This window comes from Oceanirhabdus seepicola (assembly GCF_023684385.1).
Taxonomy (GTDB): domain Bacteria; phylum Bacillota; class Clostridia; order Clostridiales; family Clostridiaceae; genus Oceanirhabdus; species Oceanirhabdus seepicola.
In genome coordinates this window covers 503,428-525,420 of sequence record NZ_JAGSOJ010000004.1, presented here as the reverse complement: position 1 = coordinate 525,420, position 21,993 = coordinate 503,428, and the positions used below count along the sequence as shown (strand labels likewise).

Genomic DNA, 21,993 nt, shown 5'->3' with positions numbered 1-21,993 from the left:
ATTATTAATTCTCAATTTGTTTTTAAGCGCGGATGGCCGTGCTTTTTTTATTTGAAATATTTGTAAAAAAGATTGCTGTATAAATGTATAATTATGGTATAATATATCTAAAGTGTGATTTGAAAATAAAATTCAAGCGTATAAAAAAGAGAGGTTGAGGAGTAAGTATTACTAGGCATAGAGTGAGGTGAATCTATGAGAATTGAAAAAGGATTTGATAAATATTTAATTGATTTAAGAAGAGAATTCCATAAATATCCTGAAGTTAGTTGGAAAGAGTATGAAACAAGTAAGAGGATAAAAGAAGAATTGACAAAACTGGGTATAGAATTTAAGGAGTGTGCATCAACAGGTGTGGTTGTTGATATAAATGGTAGTGTTGGTGATAAAAGGGTATTACTGAGAGGGGATATGGATGCCTTAGAATTGATTGAAAAAAATGAGTTTGACTTTAAATCAGTGAATACGGGAGTTATGCATGCGTGTGGCCATGATGCCCATATTGCTATGTTACTTGGTGCCACAAAGCTTCTTAATGATAACAGAGAGTTTATTAAGGGCAGCGTAAGGATTGTATTTCAACCAGCAGAAGAGTGCGGTGAAGGTGCCCAGGAAATGATCTCACAGGGAGTTTTAGATGGCGTAGATGGTGCGTTTGCAATACATATATGGTCTATGCTTGAGAATGGTAAAATATCAGTTGATGAAGGGGAGAGAATGGCATCACCAGATATTTTTAAGATAAACATAAAAGGAATAGGGTGTCATGGCTCTTTACCTCAAGAAGGAAAAGATGCGTTAGTTGCAGCAGCATCTATGGTTATGAGTTTACAGACAGTTGTTAGTAGAGAAATAAGTCCTCTTGAATCCGGGGTAGTGACTATAGGGGAGCTGAAATCAGGTTCAAAATATAATATAATTGCTGAAGATGCTTTGCTCAGTGGAACAGTAAGAGCTTTTAATCAGGAAACCAGAATTAAGATAAAGAATTCAATTGAGAGAATTATAAAAGCTACAGGGGAAATGTACGGTGTTCATGTTGAAATGGAATATATATATGGTCCACCACCAGTCGTTAATGATGGTAAGTGTAGTAAAATTGCTGAAGAAAGTGTGAAAAAGCTTTTTGGAAAGGAAAGTTTGATTTCTATGAGAAAGCTTACAGCAGGAGAAGACTTTTCGTTATTTGCAAAAAAAGTACCATCGGTATTAGCCTTCTTAGGAGCAAAAAAAGAAGAGAACTATCCCCATCATAATCCAAGGTTTGATATAGAAGAGAGTAACCTTGAAAAAGGGGCTAAATTATATATGCAATATGCCTTAGATTTTTTAGAAAAATAGACTAGCATACTGACTAGTTATTTATTTATATATGCCTAAATAAGAGAGAAAATACCTTTGTATATATAATACGAATTTATTGTAAAATCAAGAGCTGAATATTAATAAATAGTAAATAAATGATTAAAAAAGTGTTAAAAATTTGACTTTTTGATTTTTACATGTATAATAGTGTAATTGTAGCGAAGATTGAAGAAGAAGAGGATTATTATGTATTATTTTGAGAAGTTAAAACAAGCTACTTTAGTGGATAAGAAAGTCGTGACTAAAGTGGACAAGTATATTAAAACTAAATATCCCAATAACACTGACTCTGTTAACACTAGTATTATTAAAGATGCGCTTAATAAAGTTGTTAATAAGGAATTAGAAGAGTTGAACATAACTGAAAAAGATGATGTTATAAACGGTGTAATTGAACAAGCTATTACTAATAAAGGGAATGATATAACTAAATATGATGTTCTCAAGGTTTGTAGTAACATTATCGATAAGCAATCAAGTTCAATTAAGGAAATTGGAAATTGGATTGAGAATAGCGTCGATTACACGGTTCATAAGGACGAAGTAGTGGAATTCTTGGATAATATTAAGGGTATAGACTATCTAGGAGATTATTCAGTTGTGCAAACTGAAACACACCAGGAGGAGTTGGTGACTATTCCTCATGTGGTCGTAAAAAGCACTAGTGACCTTATGAGAGCTATTAAAGGATTTTTAACTACTCTAACTGCTGAAGAGGTCTATAAAATCGCTAGACGTAGCTTTATAGCGATTTTGATAATGACAGGGGCATTTTATATGTTTAATGAGAGTGTTGGTATAGCAGAGAGCAATGGGGGACTGACTCAAAAAGAATACAGAAGTAATCTTGCTGAAGAATATGGAGTATATTCAATGGAATTGGAAAAAGCTAAGGTTAATTATGATATATTAGCTTGTCATCCATTTTTACCAGATTATTTCGATTATATTGAAATTGATGAGATGAAACTAAAAGAATATTTAAGTAAACGTAACTCTTTGTTAATAGAAGATGAGTATTTTTATGATATAATACAAACATCAAAGGAGTTCAATTTAAACCCCTTAATCCTTTTTGCAATTACAGGACAAGAACAAGGATTTGTACCAAGGGAGAATGATGATGCTAATAAAATAGTTAATAATCCATTTAATGTGTTTATTAGTTGGAGACATTATAATACGAATATTAAAGATTCCAGTGAGATTGCAGCTAGAACTGTAATTAATCTTGGTAAAGGCGCTATTGAGGGTCAAAATATCTTTAAATGGATAAATAGATTATATGCAGATGATCCTAATTGGCATAAAGGTGTAGAGGAATTATTTTGGGGTATGATGGAATACTGTAAGGCATAGTGACTAGTTACTTATTTGAATGTGCCTAATTTGAAATATTAAATATATGAGGTATGAGATGAATATTTGTATAGATATTGATGGAACAATTACTAATGCATATTATTGGGTAAATTACATGAATGAACACTTTAATTTAAATCTTGTAGATGAGGATATAATATACTATGATTTGTGTAAAGTGGCAAAAGTTACAGAAGAACAGTTTGAAGATTTTTATAGAACTTACAGTGATGAAATTCATGGAAATGCTGTTATTAGAGAAAATGCTAAACAAGTTTTAGAGAACATAGCACATGAGCATAATATTTATTATGTAACAGCTAGAGATAGTTCACTTAAAAAGATAACAGAGGAATGGTTCCAGAAGACTGGGCTTCCTAAAGGGCAGCTATTTATGTTGGGAAGTCATAATAAGGTAAAAAAAGCAATGGAACTTAAGTGTGATCTTTTCATTGAGGATAGATATGAAAATGCAATTGAATTATCACAAAGTGGTATCAGAGTGTTACTTATAGATTGTTATTATAATAGACATGCTCTAAATAACAATATTAAGAGGGTAACTGATTGGACAGAAATTAAAGAAGAAATTCATATGATTAGTAAAGAAAAGAAATATGCATAAGAACGAAAACAATATAGAATAACTTGTTCATAGAACCAACCTATTAAGGTTTGGTTTTGAACAAGTTTTTTTTATTAAGGAAATTTAAAAATTTTCTTAATAAATTAGCACATGTAATCCAGCTTATAAGAGTTCCCTAGCGAAGCGCGTGAAACGAGCCTTTTTTATTGCAAAAATAAAGCTTGGGAAAACAATCCCAAGCAAACGGTAAATATATTAAATACAAAGAAGATTATTTTTAAGCGAATCATACTAACTTCACTATAATCATCTTTGAGAGTATTCAATACATCTCCGATACTAATATTATTATCATTTTCAAAAACTTTATGTATCAACTTTAAAAAAATTAAAGAAAAACAAGTTAGTTATTAATGTATTTATTTGTTTTCATAAATATACTACTGTGATTATAGACTATATTATAGATAAACTACTTCGTAGATTTATCTATAATATGATTTTTAAAATTTAATATTTTAGGTGATGAGTTATTATGAAAGATATTATATCAAAGGCTATTAGAATTAAACTGATGAAACAAGAGCAGCAACTTAAGCAGATTAAGTATATGGATGAAAAAGATTTATATGAAGAGTTTGAAGAAAAAGAAATATTTGAAGAGATTAATGATATTAAAAGTAAAATTAATGATTTAAAAAGTGGATTAGAAGATGTTCATCAAATTGAAATAGATGAGGAGGGAAAAGAAGCGTATACAACAGGAAAACATGATTATATGATTGAATCAATGATTGATAAATATAATAAAATAGCTATTCCTGATATCAGAGAAGAATTGGATATTATAAATGAAATGATGGGTGAAGAGGGATTGTCAAATGAGGAATTAGAAATATTAGAACAAGAATATAAAGAGAAAGTTAAATTGTTATCAGATACGTTGCAAGAGCGAAGAAGCAGTGTAGAAAAAATGTACAACTTTTTTAACAATTTAAAATATTAATGGTTATAACTAGAATCATGAAATGTAAAAAAATATTTCTCTACCAGAAAAATGGATATAATTAACAATATTGACATTATACTAAAAATTTACTAAAATCATATTTAAGAAGGGTGCTGAGAAGTAAAATTACTTCGAAAGGAAATATGGTCTTCTCTAGAAATGCTCGTGAAGTACGTATTTTGGTTTGAATAGAATTGTTTAATTTGATGTATTATTATTTATAAATCCATTGAGGTTTTAGGAAGGGAATACTTATGGCAACATTAAAAGATATTGCAAAACTAACAAATGTATCTTTATCTACTGTATCAAGAGTTTTAAATTATGATGGAAGTATTTCGGTAACTAATGAAACAAGAAAACGTATTTTTGAAGTAGCTGAAGACTTAGATTATAGAACGCCAAAACAACGAAATAAAGGTAATTATAGAAATATGGATAAGAGTATAAAAATTGGAGTATTGCATTGGTATTCTCAAGATGAAGAGTTGGAGGATCCATATTATTTATCTATAAGAAAGGGAATTGAAAAATATTCTGCTGAGAAAAATATCCAAATTACTATGATATTCAAAAATAGCGATAAGTATACAATCAATGAATTAAGAAGATTTGATGGTGTTGTAGCAATAGGAAAATTCAGCAACGAGGATGCTGAGGGATTTGCTAAGCGTTGTAATAATATTACCTTTGTAGATTATTCTCCTAATGTTAAGAAATATGATTCCGTAGTGATAGATTTTAAAGCTGCAGTGTTAGATGGGTTAGATTATTTAAGTAAACTTGGACATACGAATATAGGATATATCGGTGGATTGGAATACGTTGGAAATGATAAAGTGGTTATAAAAGATGAGAGAGAATTTATATTCCAGCAGTATATGAAAGAAAAAGGTGTTCTAAAATCAGATTATATTTATATTGGACAATTTACCGCTGAGGATGGATATAAGCTTATGAAAAAGGCTATTGATGAAGGAGACCTTCCTACTGCTTTTTTTGTTGGTAGCGATTCTATGGCAATAGGAGCTTTGCGAGCACTGTATGAGTCTGGAATTAGTGTTCCCAAAGATGTGAGCATTATTGGTTTTAATGATATACCAACAGCTAAATATTTAGTTCCACCCCTTACAACTATTCGAGTTTACACAGAGTTCATGGGAAGTACTGCTGTTGAATTATTAATTGAGCGAATTAATGATAATAGGGAGATTCCTAAGAAAGTAGTTGTACCAACGAACATGGTATTAAGAGAAAGTTGTAAGGAAATTAAGTAAAAAGGTATATTAATAAAAACGAGATATCTCAAAATGATTTTCTAAATTATTTTGAGATATCTCGTTTTTATTTGTGTTTAGTAAGTAAAAATATAGGCAAAAAAATAAGAGTAAGATGAAATTATAGATAATATACTAATAATATATAATACATGAGTATGAAAGAACTTAAATAACTTAGTATAAATCTTTGAAAAATATAATATATATATATTGCGTACCAATAAATTATGGAAAAGATGTAAGTGTGAGTTGTCAGAATATATTGACAATTAGGTAAATTTTTAGTAAAATCGAGTCAAAGGAATAAATTTCCTTTTAGATAATGAATATAATGGGGGGTCAGACATGAAAAAAGTAGTATCGTTATTACTTGTTTTATTATTATCAGTATCGCTTATAGGATGTGGTAATAAGAATAAAAGTGCAGATGCGGAGGCAACTCCGAAGGTAGGTGTTACAATCTATAAATACGATGATAACTTTATGTCTTTTGTACGTAGAGCTATTTCAAAAAATGCAGAAGACAAGGCAGAGTTGATTTTTAACAATTCTCAAAATGACCAAGCTAAACAAAATGAACAGGTTGAGATGATGATATCAAAAGGGGTTAAAGCATTGGCTATTAATCTTGTTGATCCACAAGCTGCGGCTACAATAATATCAAAGGCTAAAGAGGCAGATATGCCAGTTGTATTCTTTAACAAAGAACCAAGTGTTGAGGATATGGCTTCTTATGCTGATTGTTGGTATGTAGGAACAAATTCAGCTGAATCAGGAGTAATTCAAGGGGAATTAATATTTGATTCTTGGAAGGCTCATCCTGAGTGGGACAAGAATGGAGATGGAAAAATACAATATGTATTATTAAAAGGGGAGCCAGGACATCCAGATGCAGAGGCTCGTACAAAATATTCAATGGAAACTGTTGTTGATAAAGGAATCCAAGTTGAAGAGTTAGAACTTCAAACAGGTATGTGGGATTCAGTAAAAGCAAAAGAATTAATGGATGCATGGTTAGCTAAACATGGGGATTCTATAGAGTATGTTGTTGCAAATAATGATGCAATGGCATTGGGCGCAATTAGTTCATTACAAGCTGAAGGATACTTTAGTGGAGATAAATTTATGCCTGTAGTTGGTGTTGATGCAATTCCAGATGCACTTACAAAAATAGAAGACGGGATTTTGGTAGGAAGTGTACTTAATGACGCTGCAAACCAAGGTAAAGCTACACTTGAGTTGGTTTTAAATGTTGCAAAAGGTGAAGCGGTATTAGAAGGTACTGAATGGAAGCTTGATGAGAATAAAGCTGTACGTGTACCATATGTACCAATTACACTTGACAATATTCAAATAGCTAAGGATTGTTACTCTGAGTAATTATTAGCTTATAAGTAATTAGAATTTAATTATACATGTTCAAAAATCAAAGTATTATTGAACATGTATAATTACAATATTTATCTAATTAGATTATGAAGAGTATAAGATGCAAATTTAAGCATATGAAAATAAATAACAAGTCAAAGATATACACCATAAACCTATGACTAGTTATGTATTTGAATATGCCTTAGATAGATATGCATCTTAATTTTTATTTTTTTTAAAATTATTAAGCTTTGATATTATAGAAAGCAAGGAAGGATGCTTGTATATGGAAAGTGTTCATATAAATGGTTCAAATGATAATGTTTTATTGAAAATGATAGATATTTCAAAGGAATTCCCAGGAGTAAAAGCATTAGATAAGGTAAAGTTGACTGTGCGAGAAGGAAGTGTACATGCTCTCATGGGGGAAAATGGTGCAGGAAAGTCTACTTTAATGAAATGTTTATTTGGAATTTACAGAAAAGATGAAGGGCAAATTTTTTTTGATGGGAAAGAGGTAAACTTTACATCTTCAAAACAGGCGTTGGATAGTGGAGTTTCTATGGTACACCAAGAATTAAATCAAGTTCAGAGTACAACAATAATGGATAATATTTGGCTTGGGAGATTTCCGAAGAAGTTTTTAGTTATAGATGAAGGGAAGATGTATAGAGATACCCTTGAAATATTTAAAGAATTAGATATACCATTAGATCCTCGTAAGAAGATAGAGAATTTATCAGTATCTGAAAGTCAGATGGTTGAAATTGCAAAAGCTGTTTCATATAATTCAAAAATTATAGTTATGGACGAACCAACATCTTCATTAACTGAAAAAGAGGTTAGTCATTTATTTAAGATTATCAATTCATTGAAAAAGAAAGGTGTAGGAATTATTTATATTTCTCACAAAATGGAGGAGATTCTTCAAATTTCAGATGAAGTAACAGTACTTAGAGATGGTAAGTGGGTTGCAACAGAGTCTGCAGAGAACCTAACTACTGATCAGATAATAGGGTATATGGTTGGGCGTGATTTGACTGATCGTTTTCCGGCGAAAATCAATACACCAGGAGAAGTAATCTTAGAAGTGAAAAATATGACTGCTACATATCAACCATCTGTTCAGGATGTTTCATTTACCCTCAGAAAAGGAGAAATATTAGGAGTTGCAGGATTAGTAGGAGCTAGAAGGACTGATGTTGTTGAATCCTTATTTGGAGCGAGACATATAAGTAGTGGAGAGATATACTTACATGGTAAAAAAATAAGAAATAAGAATCCTTATGAGGCTATTAAGAATGGATTTGCACTTGTTACGGAAGAAAGAAGAGCCACTGGTATTTTTGAGGAATTAGATATTAAGTTTAATTCTATTATTGCTAATATAAATAAATATATTAAATGGAATTTGTATTTGAGTGAAGAAGAAATGAAAAGAGATACTGAATGGGTTGTTGATAGTATGAGTGTTAAAACTCCTAATATTCAAACTTCAATTGGATCTCTATCAGGTGGTAATCAGCAAAAGGTGGTTATAGGCAGATGGCTATTAACACAGCCAGAAATTCTACTCCTTGATGAACCTACTAGGGGAATAGATGTAGGAGCAAAATATGAGATTTATCAATTGATGATTGAATTAGCTAAAAAAGAAAAAGGAATTGTAATGGTATCTTCTGAAATGTCAGAACTTTTAGGGGTTACAGATAGAATGCTCGTTATGAGTAATGGTAAAGTAGCTGGAATTGTTAACACAAAGGAAACAACACAGGAAGAAATTCTGAAATTATCAGCTAAATACTTATAGCAGGAGGAAGAGATATGTCAAACTTCAAAAATAGGGTTTTAGATAAAAAAGAATCTTCAAAAAATTCACAGGGCAAAGAGATATTAGATTGGATGATTAATAATGCTATATTTTTGGTTTTGATAGGGTTATTGATTGTTATAGTTGTTATTTCACCAGATTTTATTTCATTAACTAACTTTAGAAATATATTATCACAATCATCTACTCGTGTAATCATGGCCCTTGGGGTTGGAGGAATAATAGTTGCTAAAGGGACAGATCTTTCTTTGGGGCGATCTATTGGGTTGGCAGCGGTAGTATCCGCATCACTTTTGCAATCTCCAGAGTATGCTTATAGGATGTATCCAGGGCTTCAAAGATTACCTATTTGGCAACCAATATTATTAGTAATGATTATATGTGGAATCTTTGGTTTGATTAATGGATTTGTAGTAGCAAAACTTAAAGTAGACCCTTTTATAGCTACTTTGGGAATGATGGTTATTTTATACGGAATAAATTCTATTTATTTTGACCGTCCACCTTATGGTGCGCAGCCTATTGGAGGTTTAGATAAAAGGTTTACAGATTTTGCGCAAGAGACACTAGATATAGGGTCTTTTAATATACCCTTGTTAATTATTTATGCAATAGTAATAATTATATTTGTCTGGTTTTTGTGGAATAAGACAAAGTTTGGAAAGAATATCTTTGCCATAGGAGGTAATCAGGAGGCAGCAGCAGTATCAGGAGTAAATGTGGTTAGAAATCTCTTGTTAGTGTATATGTTCGCAGGTATGTTGTATGGATTAGCAGGATCTCTTGAAGCTGCACGTATCGGTACTGCAACTAACAATACTGGTAATGGCTACGAGCTTGATGCAATATCGGCCTGTATTGTTGGGGGGCTATCATTTTCTGGTGGGATAGGTTCTGTCGGAGGTATTGTAGTAGGTGTTCTTATATTCCAAGTTATAGCTTATGGATTATCATTTATAGGAGTAAATCCATACCTTCAATTTATAATTAAAGGGTTGATTATTATAATCGCTGTTGCAATTGATTCACGTAAATATATAAATAAAAAATAGAAATTAATAATTTGTAGGATTAAGGTTTGAAATTATATTTTTACAGAATTATTAAAAGGAGAGGATGCTATGACTTTGCTAAAAAGATTAACAAATGAGTTTAGTAAAACATTTGGAAAGGCATATGGAAGTAGGATTTTCTTCGCTCCGGGACGTGTGAATCTAATAGGAGAACATACAGACTATAATGGAGGGCACGTACTTCCTTGTGCTTTAAGTTTCGGAACATATGTTGTTACAAGAAAAAGAGATGATGATACTGTAAGAGTATATTCAAAAAATCTCAGTGATGTAGGAGTAATAGAATTTACTCTAAATAAGTTGGTATATACTAAAGAACACGATTGGGCGAACTATCCCAAAGGAGTAATAAAAACGTTTATTGATTCTGGGTATAATATGGAGCATGGTGTGGATATGTTTTTTTATGGAAACATTCCTAATGCAGCAGGATTATCATCTTCGGCATCTGTGGAAATAGTTACATCAGTAGCTATTAATAAAATATTTAATTTTAATATGGATATGATTTCCTTGGTTAAGCTAAGTCAAAAGGCTGAAAATGAATTTATTGGTGTGAATTGCGGAATAATGGATCAGTTTGCAAGTGGAATGGGTAAGCTGGGAAAGGCAGTTCTTTTAGATTGCAACACATTACAATATGAATATACGACTCTACAACTTGATGATGCCTCTATTGTTATTGCAAATACTAATAAAAAAAGAGGACTAGCAGAATCAAAATATAATCAGAGAATAGAGGAATGCAATAGAGCTCTTATTCAATTAAAAGAGAAATTGAATATAAAATCATTAGGAGAATTGACAGAAGAACAATTTGAAAATAATAAACATTTAATTCTTAATAACATAGACAGAAATAGGGCTAAACATGCAGTTTATGAGAATAGGAGAACTATAAGAGCTGTGAAAGCTCTTGAAAATAATAAGATCAAAGATTTTGGAAAATTTATGAAAGAGTCTCATGAATCACTAAGAGATGATTATGAGGTAACGGGAGAAGAGTTAGATACCTTGGCAGAACTAGCATGGAATTATGAAGGGACTTTAGGTGCAAGAATGACAGGTGCTGGATTTGGTGGATGTACTGTAAATATTGTTGAGAATAATAAGATAGATGAATTCATAGATGTGGTAGGTAGAGGATATAAAGAATCTATAGGATATGAAGCAACTTTTTATGTGGTATCTATTGGAGATGGAGCTAGAGAAGTAGATATTAATCATGAAACTTATGAATATGAGCAATAGAATAGATAAAAAGCAATGTTTACTTTGAAATAGACAAGTTGATTAAATGTGATTTGGAAGGCACACACAGACTATGGTGAGTGGACAGTGTATCGTTGACAACGATTTACATTTCTCTCCGAGCAAAAGCCTATTGTCCTTTGGACAATAGGCTTTTGCTCGTTTCATAAATTATGAAACATTGCATTTAATCCATAATTCTTAATTTATTTAAACAAGCACGGGTTACCGTGCTTGTTTAAATTGTTCTTGACATTAAAAGATCATAATACCATAATATTAATTTGGTAAGGGGACATAATTAAGGTATATGAAAATAAATAACAAGTCAAAGATGCGACTGATATTTTGTATCAGACGATAGGTAAGGTGGGAGAAGGATAAAAATGTTGGATACGTACGGGAGAAAATATGCTAAAAGAGTAATTGTGAGTGGTGCTGAAAAATTTATAAACATAGGAATGGATGCTAATGGGGTTACTAAATTAGCATTTGCTGTAGGAATTTCATCAGGAGTTGCATTATTTTTTAATTTAAGAATAATTGCAGTAGGACTTTTATGGTTATCGGGATATTTGGATTCTGTGGATGGGGAAATTGCTAGAAAAACCAATACAACATCAGATTATGGAGCGTTGATGGATATAGTGTTTGATAGAATGGTTGAAGCGGGTATAATTATAGCTATTGCACTTAATCATGAGGGAAGTAGAGTATACCTTGTATTTTTGAGTTTAAGTATTATACTTTCTATGACAATTTTTTTAACAGTTGGGGCGTTATCCGAAAAGAGAGGGGTTAAAGCCTTCTATTATCAAGCAGGTCTTGCAGAGAGAACTGAGGGGTTTATAATGTTCACGCTCATGATTCTATTTATAAATAAAGTTGAAATTATTACAATTTTATTTACTGTTATGATACTTTTTACTGCACTGCAAAGAATGAAGGAAGGAAAGAAAATACTTCAATGAAAATAGTGATAAAATTATGTATTTGATAATCTAATAGATGGAACCCTTAGGATAGATTTTTTCTATTAAAACTATCTTAGTTCACATGCTATACTAAGAAAGGATAAAAGAGAAGGTAAAGGGGAGTACATAAAATGAAAAAAATAAATAAGATAATTTCAGTAGCATTATCAATCTCAATTATTGCTGGAGCTTTAGTTGGTTGTGGTAGTAAAGAAGCAGATAACACAGGTAATAAGGTAGGTAATCAAAATAAAATTGAAGATAAAAATAATAAAGAAGAAAAAAATGAGAATGTCTTAATAAATGAAGAATACAAAGTTAATGCTCAATGGTTAAGTGAGAATATTAACGATGAGAATATAGTTGTTATTGATGCTAGAGCGGAAAAAGCGTACCTTAAAGGTCATATACCGGGAGCTATAAGTGTGCCTTGGCAGTCTTTGTCAAAAATGGAAGGTAAGAATTCTGATAAGGGATGGGGAACAGTTCTTGATAAAGAAGAATTAGAGAAAAAACTTGGAGAACTTGGAATAAATAATGATAAAACTATGGTAGCTTACTGTGATACAACAGCTAGCTGGGGTGATGATGGAAGAATAGTATGGATGCTTCAAGTTGCAGGCATTGAGAATGCAAAAATTCTTGATGGGGGAGTAAAGGCTTGGAATTCATTAAAATTAGATATGGCAACTGATAGAGTTTCTAAAGAAGCTGTTGAGTTTAAAATAACTAATGAGGATAAATCATCAACAATAAATACAGAAGACCTAGCTAAGAATCTAAGTACTTATAAAATAATTGATACTAGAGCTAAGGTTGAGTATGAAGGGGCACAAAAATATGGTGAACTTAGAGGTGGACATATTACTGGCGCAATAAATATTCCATTCAATACACTTGTTGATGAGAAAGGTATGTTGAAATCACCTGAGGAAATTGAAAAAATTATGAGAGATAATGGCATAAATAGAGAAGATGAGATTGTAACATATTGTACAGCTGGAATCAGATCAGCTCATATGGCAGTAGTACTTAAGATGATTGGATATGAAAATGTTAAGAACTATGATGAGTCAATTTATACATGGGCGGCAGATGAAAATCTAGACATGGAAAAATAATTTTTCAACAATTCGAAAGACTCCGAGTGAAGGAGTCTTTCAAAATATATTCAAAGAAGTAAAATTGGGTTTGATAAAGCAAAGGGGTGAACAAATGAAGGCATTAAAAAATTTAATGATAACAATTGCAATAATATTTTTAGTTATTTTATTATATGTATTTATTCAGCCATTTCATATTTTTGTAAATAGTATGGTTAAGGCTCTTACATCAGGAAATATTATTGAAGTGAAAGAGTATATAAAGAGTTTTGGAGTATGGGCACCAGTAATATCATTTCTAGCAATGATTGTTCAATCTTTAGCGGCACCTATTCCAGCATTTTTAATAACATTTTCAAATGCAGCTATATTTGGATGGTTGTGGGGAGCGGTATTATCATGGTGTAGTTCTATGGCTGGAGCTGTAATTTGTTTCTTATTGGCTAGAGGATTTGGTAGAGTTTTCGTTGAGAAAATGAACGGTAATGGTCCAGTTAAAGATATGGAAAAATTCTTTGAAAAGCATGGAAAGTATGCAATTCTAATTGCTAGACTACTTCCATTTATATCTTTTGATATAGTTAGTTATGTAGCGGGTATTACTTCAATTAGCTTCTGGAGTTTCTTTATTGCAACGGGAATAGGGCAATTACCTGCAACAATTATATATTCTATAGCAGGAAATTTTCTTGTTGGAGGAATGAAGTATTTTGTTATAGGATTATCATTAATTTTTGCCCTAAGTGTTTTAATCTATTGGAGTAGAAAGATGTACAATGAGAAACAAGTAAAACTAAAGGATAATGAGTAATATGCATGAAAAATGTATAGGATGTAATAGATGTGTGCAAAGCTGCACCATGCTTCAGGACTTTCAAGTAAAACCTAAAGAAATACTTCTGGAGAATCAGGTGGATAAAAATGTGAGTTTTTCATGTAATCTTTGTGGACTATGTAAGGAAGTATGTCCAAAAGATATTGATCTTGGGGATAAATTTTACAATATGAGAAACAAAGTTGTGTTTAATGATGGATATTATTTAAAACTTAGAAAAGCTAGGAACTATCAGAAATGGACTGCTAACAAGTTGTTTACATCTAAAGGAAGCAAGAAATGTGATGTAGTATTTCTGCCTGGATGTAGTTTAGCGTCATACAGTGGGAGTATTTTGAACAAGGTAAAGGATCATTTAAGTTATAATTTGGGTAAAACAGAAATATGGATAGATTGCTGTGGGAAACCAGCTAGAGATCTTGGAGATGAAGGCTTGTTCAATAAAACTTTTAACAAATATATTAAAGGAATAAAAGATACAGGAGCCAAAAGGATTATAACTGCTTGTGGAAATTGTTATAACGTGTTAAAAGGGAATAGTGAGTTTCAAGTTGAATTACTTTGGGATGTTTTAGTTGAATGTGGATTACCACATGAGATTAATGGAGTATATGAAAATAATAATATAGAATTTGTTCTCCATGATCCATGTTCCATGAGATATGAAATAAAAACACAAAGAAACGTAAGGGCTTTATTGGACAAGTTAAAAGTAAAGTATAGTGAGTTTGAGTATAATAGAGAAAAAACAAGATGTTGTGGAGCGGGTGGAATGGTTGGATTGATAAATGACAATGTAGCTCATAAGAACATGAAAAATAGAGTTGAGGAATCTCAAGGAAGAAATATTATATGTTATTGTCAATCATGTGCTGAAGCATTAAACTTTGGTGGTGGTCAAGCTATCAATATTTTAGATTTTATTTTTAACTATAATGAGATAAACGATAAATTTGCACAAGATAAGATCAACACTATTAAAAGATGGAAGAATAGATTTGTTAATAAAAACATTTAAAAGTAGAGGAATTTATTTTGGGAAAAAAACTTAAAGAGAAAAGAAAAGAGATAGTAATAAGTGGTGTAGTATTAGTTATTATGTTTATTTTATATAAACTTAATATATTCAAATTTTCTAATCCAGAGGAATTTAAAGATTATATACAATCATTTGGTGTCTGGGCACCAATAGTGTATATAGTTTTATTTACGGTTGTTCCACTTACATTATTCCCAGATTCAATACTAGCAATTAGTGGTGGACTTGCCTTTGGGATAGTATGGGGCAGTATATATACAATGATTGGAGCACTCATGGGAGGAACATTAGCATTCTTTATCACTAGAACAATAGGGAACAGTGCTGTTAATAAACTTATGGATAAGAAGTTCAAGGGAGCTAAGAAATATACTGATAAGATGGGAGTTGAGGTGATTCTTCTTTTAAGATTAATACCACTGTTTCCGTTTGATATAGTTAGTTATTTAGCAGGTCTTTCAAACATAAAATTTAGGAAATATATATTTGGAACTATAATAGGAACCATACCAGGAATACTTATTTTCAACAATATTGGTGAACAAATAATGGATTGCACATCATTTGGATTCATAGTCTCCATTATACTGCTAGTATTGCTTTTTTTAATATCATTTATTTTTAAAAACAAGTTGTCAAAAATATAAATTTTAAAAGTTCGTAAAATAGGTTTATTTTATTGATTATTTGAATATAATATGTAATGTGATAGCTTTGAGCTAACAGGCAAATAGGGTAGTAGTTTAGAACACGTTATAAATGCATGCATACCGATTGGGTTGCATGCATTTATTTTGGAGTATACACTTGATTCAATAGAAATAAGGTGCTATAATTGTAATTGAAAATAATTATCAATAGCAATGAAGAGGTATTTAATATGTTAATGAAAATTTTAAGAGCTATATATGAAGGTACAGCATCAATCACAATGATTGCAAATAAATTGAATATAAATAAAGCTATAGTTGAACAGATGATAGAAAACCTAATAAATATGGGTTACATAAGAAAAGCATCACTTTCATGTGATACATCAGCATGTGCTAAGTGCTCAAGCAAAAGTAGCTGTGGAAGTGGTTGTGGAAGTAGTGATATATATTTTTACCAAGTAACAGATAAAGGAAAAAAGGCATTGGCTTAAAAGTTGTATATTACCTTGACAGGTATTATAGATAAAATTCATCGCAAACCCCAAAGTATACAAGGTACACTTTGGGGTTTATTGAATAAGTTACAAAATATTGTTCTTACTCTGTTTTCAATCTTTAGAGTTTCAGCAGCCTGAGTGTACCTTGTACACTTTTATTTTTATAGATTGATACGATATCTACATTATATGGATATGGTGGTTATATATGATATAATCTAATTATATAATTCTATAATTTGAATATGAAGTAAGGGGGAAAATACCATGTTATATAGAAAACTAGTTGGTGAAAAAGTATCTATACTTGGATTTGGATGTATGAGGTTTCCTACTATAGATAATGATACTAAGAATATCAATAAAGATTTAGCAATTGAAATGATGAGATATGCAATCGATAATGGGGTTAATTATGTTGATACGGCAATACCATACCATGGAGAGAAGAGTGAGCCATTAGTTGGGGAAGCATTACAAGATGGTTATAGAGAAAAAGTGAAATTAGCTACTAAATTGTCGGGATGGTATATTAAAGCACATGAAGATTTTGAAAAAATGATTGAAGGGCAATTAGAAAGATTAAAAACTCAATATATTGACTTTTATTTAGTTCATGCTCTTGATAAAGATAGTTGGGATAAACTTAAGGAGTTAGGAGTAATCCAATTTCTAAATAAGATAAAATTAGAAAGGAAAGTCAAGCATATAGGATTTTCTTTTCATGGAGAATATGAGGATTTTGAATATATCATAAATGATTATTCATGGGAATTTTGCCAGATACAGTTGAATTACCTTGATGAAGAATATCAAGCAGGTGTTAAAGGATTGAAATATGCAAAAAGTAAGGGTCTTGATGTTATTATTATGGAACCACTGAAAGGCGGAAGAATAGTAAACAATATATCTCAACCTATAAAAGATATAATGAATAGATCACAAGAAAAGAAAGCTCCTATTGAATGGGGATTGAGATATGTTTGGAATTTTCCAGAAGTGAGCCTTATATTAAGTGGTATGTCTGAGATGAGTCATGTGAGAGAAAATATCATTTTGAGTAATAAAGGTCATGCCAATAATATGACAGATGGAGATCTAGACATTCTTAAAGATGTTGATAGGTATTATAAACAAAAAATTAAGGTTGGTTGTACAGATTGCGAATATTGCATGCCTTGTCCTGCAGGGGTAAATATTCCAGCATGTTTTGAACTTTATAATGATGCATCTATGTTTGATGATGTTGAAGGTGTTGGTAAAATGTATAATAGATTTGTTAGTGATGAGAAAAAGGCATCTAAATGTGTTAGTTGTGGGCAATGTATTGAGAAATGTCCTCAAAATATTAATATACCTGAAAAACTTAGAGAAGTAGTAAACACTTTCGGTAAATAATAAAAAGCTTCAGGCTAGTTGAAAAAGCCCAATTTCGGCGTCAATAAAGCTCTCTGTGCTGCTCGTTCGCCTTGTTTCTTGATCGTGGGCTTTTTCAACTAGCCTGAAATTCTAAAGAAAGAAAATAGATCGAAAACAATATACTGTAACTTTTTTAATAAGTTAAAAGCTCACATTTCTGTGAGCTTTTATTCATCAATCGCTTTAGCTTCTTTATGTATAGTTACATTAATTTTGTCCTCGTCACTATTCCACTGGTAAACTTCATTACATGGAATAATATTATATTTATAGTCTATCTCGTCTAGCTTATTCTTAAAGACTTCATTAGTTTTAGAAAATTCTGATTTGATTTTTTCTCGATTCTCTTTTTTTGATAAATATGCCCCTAGTGCTAGTGAAGCCACACCTAGTAAACCAAGTGCTATTAACTCTTTCTTATTATTTTTTTTCATTTATATCAACTCCTTGAAAGACTCATATTAATAATTTAGAAAGTATACTAATATTATATCATAAAAATTTGAAGATTTAGTTAATATAAAGTTACAAAAAATAGACTAGCATACTGACTAGTTATTTATTTGAATGTGCCTTAGTATACTTGCTAGTTATTTGTTGCAATGTGACCTATAGGAAAAAAAATAAAACAAATAACATAGCATAGGAATTTGAAGTAAGAAAGATACTATGAAAGATAGTGTCATTATAGAAAATTTACGAAAGAAAATATGTAAAGTTATAAAATCCTTGAATAAATATAGAAATAAATCTAAAGATAATATTGATAAATAAATGCCAAACACGAAGAGACACGTGGAAATAGCTATATTAATCAATTTTGATTTAGATATATTTACTGTATTTTCTTCTTTTTCTTCGTAATATTTATAGTGGGATTTATTAAATAATTTCAATATAATCACTCCAAATAGTAATGGTAATAATAAATAGTCAAATAACCTATATTGATATTCTCTCCATAATTTTAAAGAAATTATACCAAATATAAAATATATAAAAGAATATTATAAATAGTAATATGCAGTAAAAGGAGAAAATTATGAATAAAAAGAGAATTATACTACCGATTTTATTAACTTTAATGATGGTAACATTGTTATTATCAAAAAGCTATTTTTCTGTTCAAACCTCAATAGAAACCATAAAATTAAAAGAGAACGTAGGAAAAGTTAATAAAAGTCATCTTGAGCAAATCAAAATTATTGAAACAGATTTAAATAAGCTAACTTCAGATGAGTTTATGGGAAGACTCACTGGAACAATGGGAAATGAAAAAGCAGGAAAATACCTCATGAAGAGGTTTGAAAAAATTGGTATAAAACCATTCGATGGAAGTAATTATTATCATGAGTTCAATCAAGAAGTATACTTTCCAGACAGAAGTGAACATTATATGAAAGTAATATTTGAAGATGGAAGTGAGAAGATATGTGAATATGGTAAAGACTATATTGATCAGATAAGGTTATCAAAAGTTGATTTGAATTGTCAGTTAGTTTTGGATCAAAAAGAATTAGATAATAGAACTACAGGTGAAATTGCAATCGTGGTAGATGATGATTCTATTAATAAAAACATGTTTAGAAGCAATACAAAAGCCATACTTAGAAAGAGAAAAGATTTTTTTGGAGTGCCCCAAATCGCTCATAAGGGAGCTGCATATATTCAGATAGATGATGAGTTATATGATGAAATTTTTGAGAAAAATGCAAAAGAAGTAATAATTAAAAGTAGATACAAAACGGGAGATTCCATTGTTAAAAATGTAATCGGAAGAATTCCAGGCAAGAAAAAAGAAAAGGCATTTATAATATCTGCGCACTTTGATCATGTGGGCTGGGATGGAGATATTATGTTTCCGGGGGCAATTGATAATGGATCAGGAACAGTTGCTATCTTGAATATTGCTGAGCAATTAGTTAATGGAAAAGAGTTAGAAAATGATACTTATATTTGTGGATTTAATGGTGAAGAATTTGGACTTTTTGGAAGTAAAGCATTTGCAAATCATATAAAAGGCAAATATTCAGAAATTATTGTTATAAATATAGATTGTGTAGGTAAAATAAATGGTAAAAGATTGGGGATACATGGAGATAGTCCAAAGAATGACAAACTTAAGGAAGATATAAAGGGTATTTTAGATAAAAAAAGTATTGATAATTTCACTGGATCGATACCTAATAGCGATCATAGTTCTTTTTCTTATGATGGAATGTACTCTATAAGTTTAATTCAAGAAAATCTCTTTAATGAAGGTGAGTCAATCCATACTCCTAATGATAGTTCAGAACTTGTAGACTATGAGTATTTAAAAGAAATATGTGATGTTGTAGTGGATTTTATTTATAAATTTGAAGATGAGAGCTATAAGTAATATAGGGAAAATATAATAAGGGATGTGAAAATAAAAAAAGAGAAGGATCTAGGGGTAGATACCTTCTCTTTTCTGTGGAAGAGTTTTTCATAATATATACGAGCATATAAATAAAAAGTTATGTTTTTTTTAAGAAATCTTATAAAAGATTAGAACTTTTTTAAAGCCTGAAGCTTTCAATTCTTCATTATTGAACGAGTAGTGTGCTCTGCAACGGTATTAAATTATAATTAATCTATGAATTTTCTCTGAATTTCTATAAATTATATAAATTGTGTAATAATAAATGTTATAATTTATATTAAATATAAAGATTAAGCCAGAAAGGAATGTGACTAATGGATGAAGTTAAAAATAGTGATAAAATAAATTTTTTTAAGAGTTCTTTTATGAAGGATTGGATATATCCATTTTTAGGAGCACTAGTGTTATTTTTATTGATAAGACAATTTGTATTTTTTAACGTTAAGGTTCCTACAGGGTCAATGCTACCTACAATACAATTACAGGATAGAATACTTGTTACTAGAATTTATAATTTTGATAAGATTGAAAGAGGAGATATACTGGTTTTTGATAGTCAAGAAAATGGCAAAACACTAATCAAGAGATTGATTGGTCTTCCAGGAGATACTATAAAGCTCATGCCAAATGGAGAGCTTTATGTTAATGGCAAATTATCAGAAGAAAATTATGTTAAACATCAAATAAATGAAGAGGAATTCAATAAAGGTTTATATACAACATTTTCATATGGTAATATGGAGTTAGGTGAATATACAATTCCAGAAGGTCATTATTTTTTCCTTGGAGATAATAGAAGTTCATCAGTAGATGCTAGATATTGGAAACAACCATATATATCAGAAGATGATATTCAAGGAAAAGCGCAGTTTGTATTTTTCCCATTTAATAGATTTGGTGAATTAAAATAAACAAAAAATTAAAGACACTTTAATATTTTTACTTTATTGTAACTTATCCAGCGTGTATTAGAGATATAATTTAACATAGAATGGGTAAGGGAGACAAATATGAGATATTTAAAATCTATAGTACCTTTGTTTCTAGTTATATTTTTGACAGCATGTTCGTCTAATGAAAATAAAAAAAATTTTATAAATGATAAAACTTATGATGAAGAACCCAAAGTAGAGAATTTTGTGGGAGAAATTAATGAAGCAAAAGTGGATAATAATGAGATAATATCAAAGGAATCCACTGTGGAAGAAGAAAGTATAATAAATAAGATAGTTTTAGAAGAGCAGGCGAAACTTCAATATGATGAAAGTGTAGCTATTGAATACAAAGGTAAAAAATTAATCATTACAGGTAATAAAGAATTTAGAAATATAGAAGATTTTCAAGAATATTATAATGATATAATTATTCCACAAGAAATTTTGGACTTTAAATTTGATAGCTTAAATGTAACAGAAAAAGAGAATAAAGAGTGGTATTTTAGCGATGAAAAGATATTAAGTGATGGAGAGCTAAATAGAGTATTCAAAAGAGAGATAAACCAGGATAATATTGATTTGATTAAAATTAAATATAGTAACCTTAAGGGAACTATATCCATGAGCATATTTAGGAAAAATGATAAATTAAACTCTCAATTAATAAAACACTATAATAAGATTGTAAAAAGAGAAAATAAAAACGGAAAATATTATATTTTTGAAGATGATTATGAATCATTTAAGGGGATATATTTTGAAGAGAAAAGAGAAAATGGATATAAATCGTATATAGATTTAGAATACTATAATGATGAACAATGGAGTATAGAAAAGGCACTAAAGCTACAGGGGGCCTTAGAAGAACTGTTTAAAAATTTAAATTTATAATAATATATAAATTGAAAAGGCTTTTTTAAGATTGTCCTTTTCAGTTTTTTTTTGATGGAAATTATATCAAAGTAGAATAGTTTACTTTTAACAGATATAGTATTTAGCTATGTTT

20 protein-coding genes are annotated in these 21,993 nt (G+C 30.3%); 19 read left to right on the top strand and 1 reads right to left on the bottom strand.

All coding sequences use genetic code 11. The features are described from left to right. Positions 1-195 precede the first annotated feature (195 nt). The 16 genes from KDK92_RS19470 (at position 196) to KDK92_RS19395 (ending at position 17,627) form a co-directional block, all read left to right on the top strand. Positions 196-1,341 (top strand): amidohydrolase, encoded by a 1,146-nt coding sequence (locus tag KDK92_RS19470; protein ID WP_250861063.1) that lies wholly within the window; start codon positions 196-198, stop codon positions 1,339-1,341. 210 nt (positions 1,342-1,551) lie between these two features. Next, positions 1,552-2,724 carry a hypothetical protein gene (locus KDK92_RS19465; RefSeq protein ID WP_250861062.1) on the top strand — a complete coding sequence of 391 codons (1,173 nt, stop codon included), beginning with the start codon at positions 1,552-1,554 and terminating at the stop codon, positions 2,722-2,724. 58 nt (positions 2,725-2,782) lie between these two features. After that, entirely contained in the window at positions 2,783-3,352 is a 570-nt protein-coding gene (locus tag KDK92_RS19460; RefSeq protein ID WP_250861061.1) for a 5' nucleotidase, NT5C type, read from the top strand. A gap of 496 nt (positions 3,353-3,848) precedes the next feature. Further along, the gene (locus tag KDK92_RS19455) at positions 3,849-4,319 is read left to right on the top strand and encodes a hypothetical protein (RefSeq protein ID WP_250861060.1); all 471 of its coding nucleotides are present in this window, start codon (positions 3,849-3,851) and stop codon (positions 4,317-4,319) included. 257 nt (positions 4,320-4,576) lie between these two features. Beyond that, entirely contained in the window at positions 4,577-5,599 is a 1,023-nt protein-coding gene (locus KDK92_RS19450) for a LacI family DNA-binding transcriptional regulator (protein ID WP_250861059.1), read from the top strand. A gap of 348 nt (positions 5,600-5,947) precedes the next feature. Next, positions 5,948-6,982 (top strand): galactose/glucose ABC transporter substrate-binding protein MglB, encoded by a 1,035-nt coding sequence (mglB, locus tag KDK92_RS19445; RefSeq protein ID WP_250861058.1) that lies wholly within the window; start codon positions 5,948-5,950, stop codon positions 6,980-6,982. Positions 6,983-7,259: 277 nt separating this feature from the next. Further along, entirely contained in the window at positions 7,260-8,783 is a 1,524-nt protein-coding gene (gene mglA / locus KDK92_RS19440; RefSeq protein ID WP_250861057.1) for a galactose/methyl galactoside ABC transporter ATP-binding protein MglA, read from the top strand. A gap of 14 nt (positions 8,784-8,797) precedes the next feature. Beyond that, a complete protein-coding gene (mglC, locus tag KDK92_RS19435; RefSeq protein WP_250861056.1) occupies positions 8,798-9,856 on the top strand; it encodes a galactose/methyl galactoside ABC transporter permease MglC in 1,059 nt (352 codons plus the stop codon). Between the two features lie 69 nt (positions 9,857-9,925). Next, entirely contained in the window at positions 9,926-11,128 is a 1,203-nt protein-coding gene (locus KDK92_RS19430) for a galactokinase (protein WP_250861055.1), read from the top strand. Positions 11,129-11,514: 386 nt separating this feature from the next. Continuing rightward, positions 11,515-12,099 carry a CDP-alcohol phosphatidyltransferase family protein gene (locus KDK92_RS19425; protein WP_250861054.1) on the top strand — a complete coding sequence of 195 codons (585 nt, stop codon included), beginning with the start codon at positions 11,515-11,517 and terminating at the stop codon, positions 12,097-12,099. Positions 12,100-12,233: 134 nt separating this feature from the next. Next, positions 12,234-13,223 carry a sulfurtransferase gene (locus KDK92_RS19420; RefSeq protein ID WP_250861053.1) on the top strand — a complete coding sequence of 330 codons (990 nt, stop codon included), beginning with the start codon at positions 12,234-12,236 and terminating at the stop codon, positions 13,221-13,223. 94 nt (positions 13,224-13,317) lie between these two features. Beyond that, on the top strand, positions 13,318-14,016 hold the full coding sequence (locus KDK92_RS19415) for a TVP38/TMEM64 family protein (protein WP_250861052.1): 699 nt from the start codon (positions 13,318-13,320) through the stop codon (positions 14,014-14,016). A 1-nt stretch (position 14,017) separates the two neighbouring features. Then, positions 14,018-15,058 carry a (Fe-S)-binding protein gene (locus tag KDK92_RS19410; RefSeq protein WP_250861051.1) on the top strand — a complete coding sequence of 347 codons (1,041 nt, stop codon included), beginning with the start codon at positions 14,018-14,020 and terminating at the stop codon, positions 15,056-15,058. A gap of 17 nt (positions 15,059-15,075) precedes the next feature. Next, positions 15,076-15,726 carry a TVP38/TMEM64 family protein gene (locus KDK92_RS19405; RefSeq protein ID WP_250861050.1) on the top strand — a complete coding sequence of 217 codons (651 nt, stop codon included), beginning with the start codon at positions 15,076-15,078 and terminating at the stop codon, positions 15,724-15,726. A 233-nt stretch (positions 15,727-15,959) separates the two neighbouring features. Further along, entirely contained in the window at positions 15,960-16,223 is a 264-nt protein-coding gene (locus KDK92_RS19400) for a FeoC-like transcriptional regulator (RefSeq protein WP_250861049.1), read from the top strand. 273 nt (positions 16,224-16,496) lie between these two features. Continuing rightward, entirely contained in the window at positions 16,497-17,627 is a 1,131-nt protein-coding gene (locus tag KDK92_RS19395; RefSeq protein ID WP_250861048.1) for an aldo/keto reductase, read from the top strand. 188 nt (positions 17,628-17,815) lie between these two features. Here the strand turns inward: KDK92_RS19395 and KDK92_RS19390 are convergent, their stop codons facing one another. After that, positions 17,816-18,082 carry a hypothetical protein gene (locus KDK92_RS19390; protein ID WP_250861047.1) on the bottom strand — a complete coding sequence of 89 codons (267 nt, stop codon included), beginning with the start codon at positions 18,080-18,082 and terminating at the stop codon, positions 17,816-17,818. Between the two features lie 608 nt (positions 18,083-18,690). Here KDK92_RS19390 and KDK92_RS19385 point away from each other — a divergent pair. From KDK92_RS19385 to KDK92_RS19375, 3 genes are all read left to right on the top strand, one after another. Next, on the top strand, positions 18,691-20,028 hold the full coding sequence (locus KDK92_RS19385) for a M28 family metallopeptidase (protein ID WP_250861046.1): 1,338 nt from the start codon (positions 18,691-18,693) through the stop codon (positions 20,026-20,028). A 338-nt stretch (positions 20,029-20,366) separates the two neighbouring features. Beyond that, on the top strand, positions 20,367-20,963 hold the full coding sequence (lepB, locus tag KDK92_RS19380; protein ID WP_250861045.1) for a signal peptidase I: 597 nt from the start codon (positions 20,367-20,369) through the stop codon (positions 20,961-20,963). A gap of 99 nt (positions 20,964-21,062) precedes the next feature. Next, positions 21,063-21,878, top strand: coding sequence for a hypothetical protein (locus KDK92_RS19375; RefSeq protein ID WP_250861044.1), 816 nt, complete (start codon positions 21,063-21,065; stop codon positions 21,876-21,878). The last annotated feature ends 115 nt before the right edge of the window (positions 21,879-21,993 follow it).